Below are 16,555 nucleotides of genomic sequence, written 5' to 3'. Positions count from 1 at the left end.
CTGAGAATTCGCAAGCATTCCCGGCAAGCAGTTCACGCAATCGTCAGGAAATGGATGACGCGGCGTGCGTTCGGGTGCGTCCGCCGGAGAACGGAGCAAGCCCGTCGCGAAGCGCCGAGAGCTCCGCCACGTCCATCCCGGTGCGCGCCATGATCTGGCGCGGCACCTCGAGTGCTCGGGTGCGCAGCGCGCGCCCTTCCTCCGTGAGGGCGATGTCGAGGACGCGCTCGTCGTCGGCGCGACGCGATCGCACCACGCGGCCCTGGGCCTCGAGCCTCTTGACGAGGGGTGACAGCGTGGCGGGCTCCATCGCCAGCTCATCCGCCAGCTCGCCCAGCGACCGCGGGGACTGCTCCCACAGTGCGAGCATCACGAGATACTGCGGGTGCGTCAGGCCGAGCGGCTCGAGGACCGGCCGGTAGAGCGACACGACGTTGCGTGCCGCGGTGACGAGCGCGAAGCAGAGCTGATTCTCCAGCGCCAGGAGGTCGTCCGTCATCATGACCGCATCCTATCGCGCACAAATGTTTAGTACACTAAGCATATGACCAAGGACGAGAAGCAGCCGTTGCGCACCCGGGTTCGGGCGGCGGGCGGCTGGTACCTGTGGGCCAACGCGAAGCTCATCCGCATGGCGGGTCCTGCCGCGGTGGGTCCCTATGAGACCACGCCCCCGCCCACCGTGGCCGAGCGGGCCGAACGATCCTGTCCCCTCTGCGGGGCGCGCATGACGGAGCACACCTTCGACCGCTCGGGTCCGAAACCCCTCATGCACTGCCCCTGAGCAGTCACCGCCCATGAGCAGTCACCGCCCAGGGGTCAGGCGTGCCCGGCCTTCTCCATCTGCCGCAGGTCGCGTTTCATGTCCTGGACCTCGTCCCGAAGCCGGGCTGCGAGCTCGAACTTCAATTCCGCCGCGGCCGCGAGCATCTGCCCGCTGAGGTCGGCGATCGTCGCCTCCAGCTGGTCGGCCCCTTCGGCCGCGATACCGGTGCGCCGGAGCCCGGGTGTCGGGGACTTGCCCTTGCCCGACTTCAGCTTCGCCGAGGTGCGCTTCGACAGCATCTCGGCCGTGTCGGCGCCCTCACGCGCGAGCACCTCGGTGATGTCGGCGATGCGCTTGCGGAGCGGCGTCGGATCGATCCCGTTCTCGAGGTTGTACGCGATCTGCTTGTCGCGGCGCCGATCGGTCTCCTCGATCGCCGCCTTCATCGAGTCGGTCACCTTGTCGGCGTACATGTGCACTTCACCGGACACGTTTCGCGCGGCGCGGCCGATCGTCTGGATCAGCGACGTTCCGCTCCGGAGGAAGCCCTCCTTGTCGGCATCCAGGATGGACACGAGCGACACCTCCGGCAGGTCGAGGCCCTCTCGGAGGAGGTTGATGCCGACGAGCACGTCGTAGACACCGGCGCGCAGCTCGGTCAGCAGCTCGACGCGCCGAAGGGTGTCGACATCCGAGTGCAGATACCGCACCCGCACGCCGTGCTCACCCAGGAAGTCGGTGAGCTCCTCCGCCATCTTCTTGGTGAGCGTCGTCACGAGCACCCGCTCGTCCTGCGCCGCGCGCTTGCGGATCTCCTCGAGGAGGTCGTCGATCTGGCCCTTCGACGGCTTGACCACGATCTGAGGATCGACGAGGCCGGTCGGTCGGATGATCTGCTCGACCACCCCGTCGGCGATGCCCATCTCGTAGCGGCCGGGCGTTGCCGACAGGTAGACGGTCTGGCCGACGCGGTTCTTGAACTCGTCCCACCGCAGCGGCCGATTGTCCATCGCACTCGGGAGCCGGAAGCCGTGCTCCACCAGGGTGCGCTTGCGCGAGGCATCCCCCTCGTACATCGCCCCGATCTGCGGCACCGTCGCGTGGGACTCGTCGATGACCACCAGGAAGTCGTCGGGGAAGAAGTCGAGCAGGCAGTGCGGCGCCTCGCCCGGCAGGCGCCCGTCGATGTGCCGTGAGTAGTTCTCGATGCCGGAGCAGAACCCGAGCTGCTGCATCATCTCGAGGTCGAAGGAGGTGCGCATGCGCAGCCGCTGGGCCTCGAGCAGCTTGCCCTGGCTCTCGAGCTCCTTGAGACGCTGCTCGAGCTCGGTCTCGATCGTGCCGATGGCGCGCTGCATCTTGTCGGTGCCCGCGACGTAGTGCGACGCCGGGAAGATCGGCACGGAATCCATGCGCTGGACGACGTCTCCGGTGAGGGGATGCAGCATGTAGAGCGCCTCGATCTCGTCGCCGAAGAGCTCTATGCGGATCGCGTACTCCTCGTAGACCGGGATGATCTCGATGGTGTCGCCCCGGACGCGGAAATTGCCGCGCGAGAAGTCGACGTCGTTGCGGTTGTACTGCATCGAGATGAACCGCCGGATGAGCGCGTCGCGGTCGTACTGCTCCCCCACCTGCAGCGCGACCATCGCCCGCAGGTACTCCTCCGGGGCACCGAGGCCGTAGATGCACGAGACGGTCGAGACCACGACGACGTCGCGCCGGCTCAGCAGCGAGTTGGTCGTCGAGTGCCGCAGGCGCTCGACCTCGGCGTTGACCGAGGAGTCCTTCTCGATGAAGGTGTCGGTCTGCGGAACGTAGGCCTCGGGCTGGTAATAGTCGTAGTAGGACACGAAGTACTCGACGGCGTTGTGGGGCATCAGTTCGCGGAACTCGTTCGCCAGCTGGGCCGCCAGGGTCTTGTTGTGCGCGAGCACGAGCGTCGGGCGCTGGACCTGCTCGATCAGCCACGCCGTCGTGGCGGACTTTCCGGTTCCGGTCGCGCCGAGCAGGACGACATCCGTCTCCCCGGCGTTGATGCGCTGCGCGAGGTCGGCGATCGCCTGTGGCTGATCCCCGCTCGGGACGTATTCGCTGACGACCTCGAACGGCCGGACGCTGCGCGTAGTCTGCATGATTCCAGCCTAGGCGGGGCCTCCGACACGCGGGCCGGGGTTCGCCCGGGGCGCACGGCGGGGACTATCCGAAGCCGCCGCCGCCGCCGTCGAACCCGCCGCCGAAGCCACCTCCGAAGTCGAATCCGCCGCCCCCGAAGCCGCCGCTGTCCATACCGCCGCCGCCGTCGATCCCGCCGCCCCCGCCGTCGAAGCCGCCGCCCACGCCGCCACCGCCGTCGACACCGCCGCCCGCCATGTCGCCGACCCAGTCGGGTTCGCCGGCGAGTCCGAGCGAACCGGCGCCGACGGTGAAGTACGAGGTCACGGCCGAGCTGAGGAGGAAGTTATACGCCACCAGCGCCATCAGGCCGTTCTGAGTCAAGAACTCGGGGGCTGCGAGCTGGGTCGTGGTCCTCGCCGGCTCGCGCTCCTGCTCCGTTCCGGATGCCGACTCGGCCGACTGCGCCCGCCGCTCTTCCGCGCGGCGCACCAGGCGCGCCAGCAGCTCCGGCTCCGCCGCCTGCTTCTGCTCCTCCTCGGACATGAAGGGCCGCAGCTGTTCGAACATCTCCTGCCGGCGGGCGAGCGGAACATCCCGGAACGCCGACTCGTGAGCCCGCTCTATGACGGACGGGGGAAGCGTGTTGAGCAGGTAGAGGTAGCGAGACATCCGCTCTTCATCGGACAGCGCCTCGTACGGCGCCTTCTTCCTGCGCCGGAACCGGTCGGAAACCCCCACGTCGCACCTCCGTCGTCCCTGCCCAGGATACCGGCCCTTCCGACATCCGACCAGGTCAGCCCGAGTGCCCCGGCCGCAGACGCTCCCACAGCGCATCCACCTGCTGCGCGGTGCTCTCGAGGGTTCCGGTGGTGTCGATGACGACGTCCGCGATCTCCAGGCGCTTCTCGTCCGGCACCTGCGAGGCGATGCGCGCGCGGGCGGATGCCGAGTCCATCCCGCGCTCTTGGACGAGCCGCGCCTGCCGCACGTCGGCGGGCGCGTGCGCCACGACGATCAGATCCCACCGGTCATCGACCCGCGCTTCGACCAGAAGCGGCACGTCGTACACGACGACCGCATCCGCATCCTTCGCGAGCGCCTCGTCGAAGCGGCGCTGGGACTCCCGGCGGACGGCGGGGTGCACGATGGCATTCAGCCGGCGCAGCGCGTCCGGGTCGCCGAAGACCATGGCGCCGAGGGCGGCGCGATCGAGCGAACCATCGCCCGCGATGAGCGTCGGCCCGAACTCCGCGGCGATCGCATCGAGCACGAACGACCCCGGTCGCTGCACATCACGGACGATGGCGTCGGCGTCGACGACCACCGCGCCGTGCTCTGCGAGCCGTCGCGCGATGGTCGATTTTCCGGACGCGATGCCGCCGGTGAGTGCGATGAGGGGCATGCACCGAGCATGCCACGGGCAAAGGCAAAGGAGCCCCTGAGGATCGCCTGAGCGGCGGTTGAGCGATGACTGAGCACGCGCACGTATCGTGTGATCGCCGCGCCCTCACCCGTGGGGCGGTCGCCCAGCCGTGCCGGATCCCCCGGATCCCGTGCGCGGAACAACAGAAGGACACCAGAGATGCGCAACCTGCGTCCCGTCGCCGCCGACGCCCTCTGGATCGTCTCGCTGCAGATCGCGTTCGCCGCGGTCAGGGCCGTCGACTGGTGGGAAGACGGCCCCGCGTGCGCACGCGGGCGTCACCCAGCAGGGGATCGTCCGTGACGGGCGTCGACAAGGAATCCTCCGGCGCGCGGGGCCGCATGCCCTGGCGCGATGTGTGGATGCGGGCGGCGCAGCGGGGCGGTCGGGGGACCGCCCCGCTGCGCGTGGGGACGCCGGCGGTGGTGTTGCCGCGGTTCACCGGGTTCCCCGGTCGCCGGGGCATCGGCGCCGTCGGCAGAGCGGCCGTCGTGGGAGGAGCGTTCCTGGGGGTGGGCTCCTCCCCGGCGGCCGCGTCACCTGCGGTGTCGGGCGGATAGGACGCGGGTATGCCGGGGGAAGCATTCAAGCGGGTCTTCCGCGATATCATCGCGGATGTCTCCGTAGCTCCGATCGGAGTGCTGGATGATCCGGGAGGTCCATCCATGCAGTACCCGCGTGTGGCCGTGATCATCGAGGACGAGCCCGACATCCGCTCGCTCCTGGCGGACGTGCTGGAGCAGGCGGGTTTCGTGGTGCACACCGCCGGTTCCGGACTCGACGGCATCGAACTGGTCCGCCGGCACGATCCCATCGTCACGACCCTCGACGTCAGCATGCCGGGGATGGACGGATTCGAGACGGCCAAGCGCATCCGCGCCTTCAGCCACACGTACCTCATCATGCTCACCGCGCGTGCGGACGAGATCGACACGCTGCAGGGCCTGCAATCCGGCGCCGACGACTACGTCACCAAGCCCTTCCGACCGCGGGAGCTGCGTGCGCGCATCGAAGCCATGCTCCGCCGGCCGCGGGCGATGGATGTCTCCGGTGCGGAGAACGGAGCGGCCTCCGCGCCGGCGGCCTCCCCCGCATCGGCTGAGCCGGCCGCGGCGGGATGGCTCGAGCATCGCGGTCTGCGTCTGCACCCGGGGCGGCGCCTGGTCACCGTGGACGGAGGGGATGTCGAGCTGACGCGCAGCGAGTTCGACATCGTGGGAGACCTCCTGGACGCTCGCGGGCGGGTCGTCAGCAAGGCCGAACTCGCGCTTCTGCTGCGGGGCGACCGCGGCACCGGTTCCGGCTTCGTCAGCGAACACGACGCGCGGGCGATCGAGGTGCATGTCGCGAACCTCAGGCGCAAGCTCGGTGAGTCACCGGCCCGACCGCGCTGGATCGAGACGGTGCGCGGCGTCGGCTACCGGCTCACGGCAGGGTGAGCCGAGTTCACCCGGCGACGATCACGCCGGCGTCGTCGCTGTCGGATGCGCGGGCGGAGGCATCTCTCGCCGCGTCGACCAGCTTTCCCGGGTCGTACCCCACCGTGTCGGTCAGCGCGACGCCCACCCCGAGCACCGGGACGACGCTCGTGCCCAGTGCCGCAAGGGCCTCGGACATTCCGGCGCTCACCCGCGTCGCCATGCGGCGGGCATCCGCCTGGGACGTCGGGTGCACGCCGATCGCCACGCCCCCTTCGCCGTCATCGCCGACGAACGCGCTCGTCGGCGCGAAGCGCACGGCGGACGCGCGCCAGGCCCGCTGCACCTGCTGGGCCTCGGCCGAGCCGAACGCCGTCGAGAGTTGGGCGAGGTCGTCCAGCCGGGTCGAGATGACGCCCATCAGCTCCCCGTTGCGCCGGGCGTGCGCGGTGCGATCGGCGAGCACCCGCTGGAACGCGTCGGACAGCAGCACCCCATCGCGCGCCATGCCCAGTACCGTCGTCTGGGGGCGCCCCGGCAGCTGGGCCTTTCCGGCGCGCAGCACCGACGTCGTCACGACGGCCACGATGGTGAGCGTCACGGTGAGCAGGCTCGTGACGATCGTGTTGAACCAGCGCTCGAACAGCCAGCTCTCCGGTCCGAAGGCGATGAAGACGAAAGAGCGGACGATGTAATACGCCGCTTGGAGTCCTAGCACGAGCGCGAGACCGGCGGCGTTGCGGTTGCGCCCCATCTCCCCCGTGACCGTCTCGACCGTCCCCGCCACGGCGAAGGCCGCGATCCCCACGAACATCACGATCGCCCCGGCCCAATCGCCGCCATCCGGACCGTCGATCACGACGGCGATCGAGGCCGCGAGCGACGCGGCGCCCACCACCAGCGACGGCACCATCATCGGCCGCTCGTTGAACCGCCGGGATCCGAGCCAGAGCAGTCCCGTGCCGGCGACGAACGATCCATTTCCGACCGCGACCGCCCACCAGGTGCGGGGAGACACCCCCCACACCAGGTACGCGACGGTCGTCAGCATCCCGGCGAGGAAGGCGAGCGCCCAGACACGGCCCGCGCCCTCGTCCTTGCGCAGCAGCGTCTCGATCACGAAGACCGCTCCCGCCACCATCAGCACCAGGGCGGTCATCACGGATACCGTGAACGGCTGCAGCATCAGGCTTCTCCTCCTGGTGCGCGTCTCGGCAGACGCGCGATGAATGTCGAACCGTCCCCCGGTGTGCTCTGCACGGTGATCTCGCCCCCGTGCGACCGCACGATGTCGCGACTGATACTCAGCCCGAGCCCGCTCCCGTACGTCGAGGTGTTGCGCACGGCATCGGAGCGGAAGAACCGCTCGAAGAGGCGCGGCACCTCCTCCGGCGAGATGCCAGGGCCGTCGTCGCGCACCGCGAGCCAGGCGTGGTCGACATCGCTCGTGACTCCGACGGCGACGCTGCCGCCATCGCGGCCGTACTTGACGGCGTTCGAGAGCAGGTTGTCGACCACCTGGCGCACCCGGTGCGGATCGATGTACGCGGTCGTCGGCTCGATTCCGGAGGCGTCGATCGCGATGCGCCGCTCGGCGGCACGCGGGGCGGCCGCTTCGACGGCGGCACGCACGACCGCGTCCAGCGACTCCTCGCTCTGGTGCACCGACAGCTCCACGCCGGCGCGGGGGTCGGCAGAGGCGGTCAGGATGTCGGCCACGATGTCGAGCAGGCGGGTCGCGTTGCGTTCGGCGATTCCGAGCTGCCTCCGCGCCGACGGGGAGAGGTCCTCGCCGTCCAGCACGAGTTCGATGTAGCCGAGGATCGAGGTCAGCGGCGTGCGCAGCTCGTGGGACACCGAGGCGACGAGGTCATCCCGCGCCCGGAGCGCGGTCACCTCCGCAGTGACGTCGCGTGAGACGACCAGGCCCCCGACATCCTTCCCCTCCGCGTCGTGCAGCCGCCGGGAGGTGATGCCCAGGGCGCGGCGGCGCTCGCCGGGAGCGCCGTACCAGACCAGCTCGCTCTCGAACGCCTCTCCCCTGCGTGCGCGGGCGAGCGGCTCGCTCTGCGGATCGATGGGCGAGATGCCGTCCGAGGAGTACACCGCCCGGCGTGACGACGCCGCGGTCTGTCCTCGCGGCGCGGCCGCCTGTTGAAGGCGGGCGTGAGCTTCGTTGGTCACCGAGAGCGATCCGTCGGCAGCGATGCGGATGACGCCGAAGTCCACGGCATCCAGCACCTCGGTCACGGCGTCCTCCTGGCGCTGCACCCGCTCCACCGTGCGGGCGAGCAGACGCGCCTGCTTGTCGAGGAGCGAGCGCTGGGCCGTGGCGCGCCGCGAGCTGAGGTAGGCCGTGGTCGAGACCGCGACGATGGTCAGCGGAATCAGGAACGCAGCGGGACCGAACGCCTCATCCGGGTCGGTGCCCACGATGATCCAGTAGATGGCGCTGATGGAGACGCTCCCGAAGGCAAGGCCGGGAAGCCCGAAGGAGCCGGCGAGCCAGGTGGCCGGGAACACCCAGAGGAGCGCGAACCCCGATGTCGGACTCGCCTCGCGGAGGATGATGATCGCAATGATGTCGGCGATCGGCAGCAGCGCACCCCAGAGGGGCGACAACCTGTTCCACGGCACCGCGAGGGCCAGGCCCGAGATCAGGAAGACGAGCACCAGCCCCGCCAGAAGCAGACCGAGGTCGGCGGGCGGGCCCGTCAGCAGGACCAGCAGCGCGGCGACGAGCACCACGGCGCCCAGCAGAAGCTGGTTCAGCGCGTTGGAGCGCTCCAGCGTGCGGTCGCCGCGGGGCCCGGTGCGCCACCGCGTCGAATCCGCCGCCATGAGGGCGACGCTATCGCGGGGTGCGGCTAGAAGCCGTCGAACCCGCCGAAGTCCATTCCGCCGGCGTCGAAGCCACCGCCATCGAATCCGCCACCGTCGAATCCGCCGCCGTCGAAGCCACCTCCGTCGGCGCTGCCGGCGTCCGCGCTGCCCGCGTCGGCTCCCGCGTCACCCGACGCGTCGGCGCCCGCATCGCCGGAACCGTCTGCCCCGGCATCCGCGGAGCCGTCTTCATAGCCCTGGTCGTACATCGACGGGCCCATGAACGAGCTCACGATCGCCGAGCCGATCACGTAACCCGCGACCGTGCCGAGCAGCGAACCGCCCACCATCGAGCCGAAGCCCGGGCCGGATCGGCCGGTGCCCTGGGTGTTACCCAGGGTGCGCTCCATGAAGCCCGGGTTCATATACTCCGCGCGGGTCGCCGCGCGGGCGAGCGCCTGAGGATCGGTGCTGCGCGGCTGCTCGAACGGGGAGAGCCCGGTCGAGAGATCGGCGAGCACCTGCTGCCGCTGCTGCTCCGTGAGCCTGCCGAAGGCCTCGGCGTGCACCTGCTCGATCGTCTCCGGCGGAGCCGTGCGGAGCAGATAGCGGTAGCGCTCGATCGCCAGCTCGTCCTCGGTGCGGGGGGTGCCGCCGTCCTCAGCCGGCGCGCCCGCCGGCGGTCCCGCCGGCGGTGGCGTCATGCCTGGGCGACCCGTGCTGACAGGAGCGGCGTAGGGGTCCTGCCCGTACTGCGGCACGGGCGGCTGCTGCCGCGGCTGCTCGGTTCCGAACAGGCGATCCAGGAAACCCATGACGTCCTCCGTACTCTCGTGGGCTCACCAGGGTAGGGGCGCTGCCTTCGAGGATGCTGGAAATGACGCACACTTCTAACCGCGCAGTGCGAGCGCCTCGGCGCACCACCGGGCGTAGACATCCCACGGGTCCTCGATCCCGCCCCCGAGCAAGGCGATGTGCGCGCGGATCGCGTCCGAGAGGCGGAACCATTCCGTCGTCCCGAAGCGCTCTGCGGCGAACTGCACGTGCCGACGGTGCTCGAGCCGCCTGTCCCCGCGCTCGAGGGCGAGAAGATCGTCGTGCCAGATCGCCGCGAACCGCTGCCGAGGGTTGGCGGTCGTGCCGATCTTCACCCGATCGGCGTATCGCAGGTAGTACACGACGTCCACTCGGGGCAGCGGAAGTTCAGCGTCGACGACCTCTCCGTAGCGCCACTCGCACACGGCGCACACCCACCCGGACGGGTACCGTCGTCCGAGGGTCGAGCCGCACAGCCGGCACGCTGCGGGCAGCACGTCCACGACGCCGTACTCCCGCTCGGCCCAGTCGCCGGCAACCGCGAGGTGCCGCTCGCAGAGCGGAACCGGGGCGTCGGCCGGCACGGGTCCGGCGCAGTTCCCCACCGAGCATGCCTGCGCCATGCGACCGTCCCTTCACTCGAGCAGTCCGGCCGCTGCGATCGGTTTCGCCGGAACCCGGCGCTTTCGTCGCATGGTACGCGTGGCCTCCCCCAATCGGGGAGTCAACTCGCGGCGACACCTTCCCGCACCGACGGATAGCGCGGTCGCCAGCCCAGGCGGGTGGCAGCGCGCTCGTTGGAGACGCGCATCGAGATGCCGGCGAAGAGGGATGCCCCGTACGGTGCCGCCGTCCCCAGGAGCCACCGCGGAACCATGAGCGGTGCGGGAGCGCCCTTCGCGGCCGCCACCTGCGCGATCAGGTCCCGGAACGTCGCCGGAGTGTCATCGACGATGTTGTAGACGGAGCCCGGGTCGCCCCGCTCGAGCGCCGCGAGGGTCGCGGTCGCGGCATCCGCATGGTGGACGAACGGAATCTCGCCGCCGTCTCGGACGACCGGTAGCATGCGGCGTCGCAGCATCTTGGCCATCTGATCGATGTCGGCGCCGTAGAACAGGCCATAGCGCAGGGCGATGCCGTGGATGCCCTGCGCGGTCGTCACCTGCTTCTCTGTCGACAGCATCGCCGCGAGGTGCTCGTCGAACGCGTTGCCATATGGAACGGCGAAGGGGTCGTCCTCGGTCAGCGGCCGCGTCCCGTGATCGCGATAGCCATAGCCGAAAACGATCGACTGGGTCACGAAGCGTGTCGCCCCCGTCGCGCGAGCGGCATCGAGCAGGTGCGCGGTGCCGTCGATGCGCAGGGCGTTCGTGGCCCGCATATCACCGTGACTCGTCGGGGGCTTCTTCAGCGCGGTCATCTCATGGATGACGGCATCGAACCTCTCTCCGCGGACGGCGTCGAGCAGCGCTTCCCTGTCCATCACGTCGACCAGGATCGGCGTCGCACCGAGCCCGCGCAGCCGCTCGGCACCGCGCTCCGATCGTCCGACGCCGACGACCTCGTGCCCGGCCCCGACCAGCTCGCGCACGAGCGGGCCGCCGAACGTGCCGGTCGCGCCGGCCAGGAGTACCCGCATCTCGAACCCCCCAGACCCCTCCGATTGCCCCTGGTGCCGATGTTACGAGTCCGTGACCGATCGTGCACGGGTTTTCGCGCGCACGCGAAAGGGCCGCCACCCGGAGGTGACGGCCCTTTGGTTCAGCGTGTGCTGGGGGAAGAAACGCTACGCGTTTCCACCCGAGAGCTTTTCGCGGAGCGCGGCCAGGGCCTCGTCATCCGCGAGCGTGCCCGCGCCGTTCGAGTCGCTCGAGAAGGACGAGCCCGAGGAGCTGGCCTCGACCGGGGCGAACCCGGCGGCCTCGGCCTCGAGGGTCTTGGCGACAGCAGCCTTGTGCTGCTCCCAGCGACCCTGGGCAGCGGCGTACTCCTGCTCCCACTGCTCGCGTTCGGCGTCGGAGCCTTCCTTCCACGCCTGAGTCTCGACGTCGAACCCCTCGGGGTACTTGTACTCGCCGTTCTCGTCGTACTCGGTGACCATGCCGTACAGGGCCGGGTCGAACTCGGTGCCGTTGGGGTCGACCGACTCGTTCGCCTGCTTGAGCGAGAGCGAGATGCGGCGACGCTCGAGGTCGATGTCGATGACCTTGACGAAGACCTCTTCGCCGACCGACACGACCTGCTCGGCGAGCTCGACGTGCTTGCCGGAGAGCTCCGAGATGTGCACGAGGCCCTCGATGCCGTCCGCGACGCGGACGAACGCGCCGAACGGGACGAGCTTCGTGACCTTGCCCGGGGTGACCTGCCCGATCGCGTGGGTGCGGGCGAAGACCTGCCACGGGTCCTCCTGGGTCGCCTTGAGCGAGAGCGACACGCGCTCACGGTCCAGGTCGACCTCGAGGATCTCGACGGTGACTTCCTGACCGACCTCGACGACCTCGGAGGCGTGCTCGATGTGCTTCCACGAGAGCTCGGAGACGTGCACGAGGCCGTCCACTCCGCCCAGGTCGACGAACGCGCCGAAGTTGACGATCGACGACACGACACCCTTGCGGACCTGACCCTTGTGCAGGTTGTTCAGGAACGTGGTGCGCGACTCCGACTGCGTCTGCTCGAGCAGCGCGCGGCGGCTCAGGACGACGTTGTTGCGGTTCTTGTCGAGCTCGAGGATCTTGGCCTCGATCTCCTGGCCGAGGTACGGGGTGAGGTCGCGGACGCGGCGCAGCTCGATGAGCGAGGCCGGAAGGAAGCCGCGGAGACCGATGTCGACGATGAGGCCGCCCTTGACGACCTCGATGACCGAACCGGTGACGACTCCGTCGTTCTCCTTGATCTTCTCCACGTCGCCCCATGCGCGCTCGTACTGTGCGCGCTTCTTCGACAGGATCAGACGGCCTTCCTTGTCCTCCTTCTGGAGAACGAGGGCCTCGACGGCGTCGCCGACCTTGACGACCTCGTTGGGGTCGACGTCGTGCTTGATGGAGAGCTCGCGCGAGGGGATGACGCCCTCGGTCTTGTACCCGACGTCGAGGAGGACCTCGTCGCGGTCGATCTTCACGACGGTTCCTTCGATGAGGTCGCCGTCGTTGAAGAACTTGAGGGTCAGTTCGACCGCGGCCAGGAAGTCCTCAGCAGATCCGATGTCATTGATGGCGACCTGCTTGGTGGCCGGGGCGGTCGTTGCGATAGTCATGTAGTGGGTTGTCCTTGTTGGGTTGGATATCGGGCCACGGTCGGCGTCCGCACGCCGAGGCGAACGGATGCTTCGAACCGAAGCGAGTGGATTTGATTGCGAGTGTCGCGAGCGCACGGCAATGAAGCCATACGCATGACACTTCAGGGTATCAGAACGCCTTGGGCGGCCGCATTATGCCCGAGCCCGCATTACGGCTCGGATAGAGTCATGCCCGCGATGGATGAGGGGTCGCCGGGACCCGCTTGTCGGAGCCATGGGCGGCGTTCTCGTTCTCGATCTGCACGAGGATAACGTTGCCGCCTAGGTCGCGAGCGCGGGTTCCGGCTCCAGATCGCATTCCCGCACACCCACTGACATCAGAATCGAGCAACCCGTGATCACGGTGCACCTCCGGTATGAGATCGATGCCGACAAGCTGAGCGACTTCGAGGAGTACGGCAGGCGGTGGATCCGTCTCGTGAACCGCCTGGGCGGCCAGCACCACGGGTACTTCCTGCCCAGCGAAGGTGACAGCGACGAGGCGTTCGCGCTGTTCACGTTCCCGTCGCTCGCGGAGTACGAGCAGTACCGCCTGCGCGCCGCAACCGACCCCGAGTGCATGGAGGCGTATCGCTTCGCCGCCGAGACACGCTGCATCCGTCGCTACGAGCGTCGTTTCGTCTCTCCTCTCTTCGAGTGAGTTCGTCTCTCTTCGAGTGAGTTCGTCTCTCTTCGAGTGAGTTCGTCTCTCCTCTCGTCGAGTGAGTTCGTCTCTCCTCTCTTCGAGTGAGTTCGTCTCTCCTCTCTTCGAGTGAATTCATCTCTCCTCTCGTCGTCGAGTGAATTCGTCTCTCCTCTCGTCGAGTGAGTTCGTCTCTCGTCGAGTGAGTTCAACCGACCGCGCGCCGTGGACGTAGGAACTCGCGCTTGACTTCAAGGAGGCTCCAGCTTGAGGCCTCGAGCCTTCCCGCGTGGGATCTGGAGCTCTCGCTCCCTCGAAGCCTGAGCTGATTCGCCCTCGACACCAACGGAGCTCGCCCACGGAGACGGGGCGATTGATTCCGTTGATCGACGTCTAGAACGGCGGTGGGTCGCTGCTCGCAGTGAAGCGGAGGACGGGTTCCGGGGTGTCGGTGTAGGTGCGTCCTGTGGGACTGGTCCATTCCAGGACCCCGCCGGAGCGTTGTTTCACGGTCCACGGGGTGGCGTGCTTGAGCGTGTGATGTCGCTTGCAGAGGTGGGCGAGGTTGGCGTCGGAGGTTGCGCCCCCGTGGGCGGCGTCGTGGGTGTGATCCAGGTCGCACCGGTGGGCCGGCATCCGGCATCCGGGAAACCGGCAGTGCTCATCGCGCACGCGGAGCAGCCGTTTCAGGTCTTCCCCGGGCCGGTAGCGGTCAACGGCGAGGACGGCCCCGGTGACCGGGTGTGTCATGACGCGTTCCCATCCGGGACATCCGCCCGCCAGGCTTCGCGCCGTCTCCGGATCGATCGGACCCGACCCGGCCAGCACAGCCGGCTCTGACCCGTGGCCGGTGAGGGCGAGCACCGGGACCGTGACCTGAACTGTCGCTCGGATCGCGCCGAGGTCGATTCCGGCATCCGGGTCATCGACCGACGGAGTGCCGGTCAGCAGCATGTCGGCGAGGATGTCCGCTCGAAGCTGATCCATGGTGCGCACATCCGCTGCGTGCCCCTCGTCCGCTCGGACGGATCCATCCGAGCCAACCGGACGATCCGATGCTTCGAGCGGAGTGTCCGCCCCGGCTGTTGACGTTCGTGCCTCTTTGACCGTCTGGGCTTGTTGGGTGATCCGGTCGAAGATCCCGTGGATCAGCACGGATGGCTGAAGCAGGATCAGTTCTCCCATTCCGTCGGGCAGGTCGCTCATCCGAACGGTTCGTTCGGCGCGGGCGTCGGCGTGCCGCGCTTCGAGGGTGCGCGGCTGAGCCCGGTTGGCGAGCAGCTTCGCGATCGGACCGAGCCGGCCGGGGGTTTCCACGTATGCCCGCCGCAGCACCTCGTCCTCGAAACCAGCGCTCGCATCGGCGTCGTCGATGCCGAACCCTGCCTGCACGATCACCGATACGTGGGCTCGGGAGATCCGCCCTTCCCCCATGCGGTCAACGTCTGAGGGAAGCTCTCCACCAGCAGGGTTGCGTCGTTGAGCTGTCGCTGGACGGATCGGTCGCTCGTGCGCACGGCAGCGGCCAACTCGGCCGCAATCGAGCGCAGGGGCATCTCGCGATCTCTCGACGCAAGCGACGTCACGCGGGACATCTGCTCCGCACCGAGGGCCGCGGCCGCGGCGAGCGCACGCGTCTCGAAGGCCTGGAACGCCGCGATCCCGGCTCGGGCGTCGACGATCGTCCTGACCAGGGTTTCGAGGATCGCGGCTTCCGCCGCTTCCAGCGTAACCGGGTCGGGAGGCGGGCCGGGGTTGTCATTCGAAGACATGTTCTGATCTTGGCATCGGGTTCCGACATTTGCAGGGGCTTCGTTTCGCTTCGTCTCGCTTGGCTCCGCAGCGACCCGGGGCCGCCGGTGCGCCACCACCGCCCGACCGCTACCCGCCCGATGGAGCGCGCGTCAAGCCGCTTCCGCCCGTTGGCACGCGCGGGGATCATCGGAGCGACAGATGATCAGGAGGAACGATGGCGAAATCCGCAAAGCTCGCGAAGGGTGATCGCGTGAGCTGGAACACCTCTCAGGGCCGCACCCGGGGCGAGATCACGGCCGTGCGCACGAAGGACTTCGAGTTCGCAGGGCAGCACTTCACGGCATCCGAGGACGATCCCGCCTACATCATCCGATCGGAGAAGAGCGGCAGCGAAGCGGCGCACAAGCGGTCAGCGCTGCGCAAGCTCTCCAAGTAACGGGCACCCGGCAACGGGCCAGCACAACTCCGCACCGGCCCGGCTACCGCCGCTCGACCACCTCGGCGCATGCCACGCACGTCCTCGTCATCGGCCGTGCCCGCAGTCGGGCCTCCGGGATATCCCGACCGCATTCGGCGCAGCGGCCGTAGGTTCCCGACTGCTGGCGAAGCAGGGCCGCATCGATCTCGGCGAGTTCGTGCTCGGTGTCGGCTCGGAGCGCCTCCAGCATCGCCCATTCGCCGGACAGCGTCGATCCTTCCGGGTCGTGCTCGTCGTCGGCCGTCCCGTCGCCCCGCGCGCTCAGCAGATCGCGTCCGTCCTCCGAGTTGCGAAGCAACGTGCGCTCCGCAGCCTCACGGCGCTCACGCAGAAGCTCTGCGAACCCGCTCAGAGTCGCATCGTCCACCCGGCGGTCACCTTTCCAGCGCCTCGGCGATGGGCACCTCGCCCTTGTTGAATCGGATCGTACGACCCACCGACGACGGAGAGGCCAACGCCGCGGCGACGACGGCCGCGACATCCGCCCTGCTCACCGCGCCCGATTCGCTGGCGTCCGGGTCGATGAGACCGGTCGGGTCGTGCAGCGTCAAGGCGCTGGGGGCGACGATCGTCCAGTCGAGGCCACTCGCGCGCAGCTGCTCGTCGGCGGCCGCCTTGGCTTCGGCATACGCGTAGAAGCCGTTCCCCTCGGGCACGCCATGATCCGACCGCGCGCCGAAGTACGACACCATCACGTACCGGCGCACCCCCGCAGCGAGCGCGGCATCCATCGAGCGGATCGCGGCATCCCGATCGACGGCGTAGGTGCGTGCCGCCGTTCCGCCTCCGGCACCCGCAGACCACACGATCGCGTCGTGGCCGTCGAAGAGCGCGGCCATGCCCGAGACATCGAGCGACTCGACGTCCGCGACCAGGGGCACAGCTCCCGTCGCGGCGACCTCGTCCGAGTGGTCGGGATTGCGGATGACGCTCGTCACGTCGTCGCCGCGCGCGACCAGCAGCGGCGCGAGCAGGAGCGCCACCTTGCCGTGGCCGCCGATGATGAGGATGCGTGACATGGGAATCCCTTCGCTCGCCTCC

General features: G+C 68.9%; 20 protein-coding genes. 6 read left to right on the top strand and 14 right to left on the bottom strand.

Annotated features, from left to right (window positions below):
* Positions 1 to 43: 43 nt before the first annotated feature.
* On the bottom strand, positions 44 to 499 hold the full coding sequence (locus ACLQ2Q_RS03650) for a MarR family winged helix-turn-helix transcriptional regulator (RefSeq protein WP_425818619.1): 456 nt from the start codon (positions 497 to 499) through the stop codon (positions 44 to 46).
* A gap of 45 nt (positions 500 to 544) precedes the next feature.
* Here ACLQ2Q_RS03650 and ACLQ2Q_RS03645 point away from each other — a divergent pair, with 45 nt between their 5' ends.
* The gene (locus ACLQ2Q_RS03645) at positions 545 to 784 is read left to right on the top strand and encodes a hypothetical protein (RefSeq protein ID WP_425818033.1); all 240 of its coding nucleotides are present in this window, start codon (positions 545 to 547) and stop codon (positions 782 to 784) included.
* Between the two features lie 35 nt (positions 785 to 819).
* On the opposite strand, the gene uvrB is transcribed toward ACLQ2Q_RS03645, so the two are convergent.
* The 3 genes from uvrB to coaE form a co-directional block, all read right to left on the bottom strand.
* Positions 820 to 2,901, bottom strand: a complete 2,082-nt coding sequence (gene uvrB, locus ACLQ2Q_RS03640; protein WP_425818031.1) for an excinuclease ABC subunit UvrB — start codon at positions 2,899 to 2,901, stop codon at positions 820 to 822.
* Positions 2,902 to 2,965: 64 nt separating this feature from the next.
* Entirely contained in the window at positions 2,966 to 3,622 is a 657-nt protein-coding gene (locus tag ACLQ2Q_RS03635; protein WP_425818029.1) for a hypothetical protein, read from the bottom strand.
* Positions 3,623 to 3,677: 55 nt separating this feature from the next.
* Positions 3,678 to 4,286: a dephospho-CoA kinase gene (gene coaE, locus ACLQ2Q_RS03630; protein WP_425818027.1), complete on the bottom strand. Its 609-nt coding sequence runs from the start codon at positions 4,284 to 4,286 to the stop codon at positions 3,678 to 3,680.
* 180 nt (positions 4,287 to 4,466) lie between these two features.
* On the opposite strand from coaE, the gene ACLQ2Q_RS03625 reads away from it, so the two are divergent.
* From ACLQ2Q_RS03625 to ACLQ2Q_RS03615, 3 genes are read left to right on the top strand one after another with little or no spacing between them, the layout of a single operon-like run.
* The gene (locus ACLQ2Q_RS03625) at positions 4,467 to 4,610 is read left to right on the top strand and encodes a hypothetical protein (RefSeq protein WP_425818025.1); all 144 of its coding nucleotides are present in this window, start codon (positions 4,467 to 4,469) and stop codon (positions 4,608 to 4,610) included.
* Positions 4,607 to 4,867 (top strand): hypothetical protein, encoded by a 261-nt coding sequence (locus ACLQ2Q_RS03620; RefSeq protein WP_425818023.1) that lies wholly within the window; start codon positions 4,607 to 4,609, stop codon positions 4,865 to 4,867. Before ACLQ2Q_RS03625 ends, ACLQ2Q_RS03620 begins: the two co-directional genes overlap by 4 nt.
* A 9-nt stretch (positions 4,868 to 4,876) precedes the next feature.
* The gene (locus ACLQ2Q_RS03615; RefSeq protein WP_425818021.1) at positions 4,877 to 5,746 is read left to right on the top strand and encodes a response regulator transcription factor; all 870 of its coding nucleotides are present in this window, start codon (positions 4,877 to 4,879) and stop codon (positions 5,744 to 5,746) included.
* Between the two features lie 7 nt (positions 5,747 to 5,753).
* Here ACLQ2Q_RS03615 and ACLQ2Q_RS03610 read toward each other — a convergent pair whose 3' ends face one another.
* From ACLQ2Q_RS03610 to rpsA, 6 genes are all read right to left on the bottom strand, one after another.
* The gene (locus ACLQ2Q_RS03610) at positions 5,754 to 6,911 is read right to left on the bottom strand and encodes a hypothetical protein (RefSeq protein WP_425818019.1); all 1,158 of its coding nucleotides are present in this window, start codon (positions 6,909 to 6,911) and stop codon (positions 5,754 to 5,756) included.
* Positions 6,911 to 8,566 (bottom strand): sensor histidine kinase, encoded by a 1,656-nt coding sequence (locus ACLQ2Q_RS03605; RefSeq protein ID WP_425818017.1) that lies wholly within the window; start codon positions 8,564 to 8,566, stop codon positions 6,911 to 6,913. Before ACLQ2Q_RS03605 ends, ACLQ2Q_RS03610 begins: the two co-directional genes overlap by 1 nt.
* 26 nt (positions 8,567 to 8,592) lie before the next feature.
* Positions 8,593 to 9,363: a hypothetical protein gene (locus ACLQ2Q_RS03600; RefSeq protein ID WP_425818015.1), complete on the bottom strand. Its 771-nt coding sequence runs from the start codon at positions 9,361 to 9,363 to the stop codon at positions 8,593 to 8,595.
* Between the two features lie 75 nt (positions 9,364 to 9,438).
* A complete protein-coding gene (locus tag ACLQ2Q_RS03595) occupies positions 9,439 to 9,987 on the bottom strand; it encodes a GIY-YIG nuclease family protein (RefSeq protein WP_425818013.1) in 549 nt (182 codons plus the stop codon).
* A gap of 101 nt (positions 9,988 to 10,088) precedes the next feature.
* The gene (locus tag ACLQ2Q_RS03590) at positions 10,089 to 11,003 is read right to left on the bottom strand and encodes an NAD-dependent epimerase/dehydratase family protein (RefSeq protein WP_425818011.1); all 915 of its coding nucleotides are present in this window, start codon (positions 11,001 to 11,003) and stop codon (positions 10,089 to 10,091) included.
* A gap of 147 nt (positions 11,004 to 11,150) precedes the next feature.
* Complete coding sequence (gene rpsA / locus ACLQ2Q_RS03585; RefSeq protein ID WP_425818009.1) at positions 11,151 to 12,617, bottom strand: 30S ribosomal protein S1; 1,467 nt, start codon at positions 12,615 to 12,617, stop codon at positions 11,151 to 11,153.
* Between the two features lie 376 nt (positions 12,618 to 12,993).
* Between rpsA and ACLQ2Q_RS03580 the strand changes: the two genes are divergently transcribed.
* Positions 12,994 to 13,299 carry an NIPSNAP family protein gene (locus ACLQ2Q_RS03580; protein ID WP_425818007.1) on the top strand — a complete coding sequence of 102 codons (306 nt, stop codon included), beginning with the start codon at positions 12,994 to 12,996 and terminating at the stop codon, positions 13,297 to 13,299.
* Between the two features lie 375 nt (positions 13,300 to 13,674).
* On the opposite strand, the gene ACLQ2Q_RS03575 is transcribed toward ACLQ2Q_RS03580, so the two are convergent.
* Positions 13,675 to 14,715 carry a hypothetical protein gene (locus ACLQ2Q_RS03575; RefSeq protein ID WP_425818005.1) on the bottom strand — a complete coding sequence of 347 codons (1,041 nt, stop codon included), beginning with the start codon at positions 14,713 to 14,715 and terminating at the stop codon, positions 13,675 to 13,677.
* Positions 14,676 to 15,053 (bottom strand): hypothetical protein, encoded by a 378-nt coding sequence (locus ACLQ2Q_RS03570; protein ID WP_425818003.1) that lies wholly within the window; start codon positions 15,051 to 15,053, stop codon positions 14,676 to 14,678. The genes ACLQ2Q_RS03575 and ACLQ2Q_RS03570 overlap by 40 nt, the downstream gene beginning before the upstream one ends.
* A 197-nt stretch (positions 15,054 to 15,250) precedes the next feature.
* Between ACLQ2Q_RS03570 and ACLQ2Q_RS03565 the strand changes: the two genes are divergently transcribed.
* Positions 15,251 to 15,472, top strand: a complete 222-nt coding sequence (locus tag ACLQ2Q_RS03565) for a DUF2945 domain-containing protein (RefSeq protein WP_425818001.1) — start codon at positions 15,251 to 15,253, stop codon at positions 15,470 to 15,472.
* 43 nt (positions 15,473 to 15,515) lie between these two features.
* Here the strand turns inward: ACLQ2Q_RS03565 and ACLQ2Q_RS03560 are convergent, their stop codons facing one another.
* Complete coding sequence (locus ACLQ2Q_RS03560) at positions 15,516 to 15,881, bottom strand: TraR/DksA family transcriptional regulator (protein ID WP_425817999.1); 366 nt, start codon at positions 15,879 to 15,881, stop codon at positions 15,516 to 15,518.
* A 7-nt stretch (positions 15,882 to 15,888) separates the two neighbouring features.
* A complete protein-coding gene (locus ACLQ2Q_RS03555) occupies positions 15,889 to 16,533 on the bottom strand; it encodes an NAD(P)H-binding protein (RefSeq protein ID WP_425817997.1) in 645 nt (214 codons plus the stop codon).
* Positions 16,534 to 16,555: the final 22 nt, after the last annotated feature.

The sequence above is a fragment of the Microbacterium sp. DT81.1 genome (assembly GCF_049844955.1).
Lineage (GTDB): Bacteria > Actinomycetota > Actinomycetes > Actinomycetales > Microbacteriaceae > Microbacterium.
This window is presented reverse-complemented; position numbering and strand designations above follow the sequence as displayed.

Bases quoted from the DNA above. Each gene is read 5' to 3' on its own strand.
- ACLQ2Q_RS03555 (WP_425817997.1), bottom strand. From the start codon at position 16,533: ATGTCACGCATCCTCATCATCGGCGGCCACGGCAAGGTGGCGCTCCTG.
- rpsA (WP_425818009.1), bottom strand. From the start codon at position 12,617: ATGACTATCGCAACGACCGCCCCGGCCACCAAGCAGGTCGCCATCAAT.
- ACLQ2Q_RS03605 (WP_425818017.1), bottom strand. From the start codon at position 8,566: ATGGCGGCGGATTCGACGCGGTGGCGCACCGGGCCCCGCGGCGACCGC.
- ACLQ2Q_RS03590 (WP_425818011.1), bottom strand. From the start codon at position 11,003: ATGCGGGTACTCCTGGCCGGCGCGACCGGCACGTTCGGCGGCCCGCTC.
- uvrB (WP_425818031.1), bottom strand. From the start codon at position 2,901: ATGCAGACTACGCGCAGCGTCCGGCCGTTCGAGGTCGTCAGCGAATAC.
- ACLQ2Q_RS03645 (WP_425818033.1), top strand. From the start codon at position 545: ATGACCAAGGACGAGAAGCAGCCGTTGCGCACCCGGGTTCGGGCGGCG.
- ACLQ2Q_RS03610 (WP_425818019.1), bottom strand. From the start codon at position 6,911: ATGCTGCAGCCGTTCACGGTATCCGTGATGACCGCCCTGGTGCTGATG.
- ACLQ2Q_RS03625 (WP_425818025.1), top strand. From the start codon at position 4,467: ATGCGCAACCTGCGTCCCGTCGCCGCCGACGCCCTCTGGATCGTCTCG.
- ACLQ2Q_RS03565 (WP_425818001.1), top strand. From the start codon at position 15,251: ATGGCGAAATCCGCAAAGCTCGCGAAGGGTGATCGCGTGAGCTGGAAC.
- ACLQ2Q_RS03615 (WP_425818021.1), top strand. From the start codon at position 4,877: ATGCCGGGGGAAGCATTCAAGCGGGTCTTCCGCGATATCATCGCGGAT.
- ACLQ2Q_RS03595 (WP_425818013.1), bottom strand. From the start codon at position 9,987: ATGGCGCAGGCATGCTCGGTGGGGAACTGCGCCGGACCCGTGCCGGCC.
- ACLQ2Q_RS03570 (WP_425818003.1), bottom strand. From the start codon at position 15,053: ATGTCTTCGAATGACAACCCCGGCCCGCCTCCCGACCCGGTTACGCTG.
- ACLQ2Q_RS03650 (WP_425818619.1), bottom strand. From the start codon at position 499: ATGACGGACGACCTCCTGGCGCTGGAGAATCAGCTCTGCTTCGCGCTC.
- ACLQ2Q_RS03575 (WP_425818005.1), bottom strand. From the start codon at position 14,715: ATGGGGGAAGGGCGGATCTCCCGAGCCCACGTATCGGTGATCGTGCAG.
- coaE (WP_425818027.1), bottom strand. From the start codon at position 4,286: ATGCCCCTCATCGCACTCACCGGCGGCATCGCGTCCGGAAAATCGACC.
- ACLQ2Q_RS03600 (WP_425818015.1), bottom strand. From the start codon at position 9,363: ATGGGTTTCCTGGATCGCCTGTTCGGAACCGAGCAGCCGCGGCAGCAG.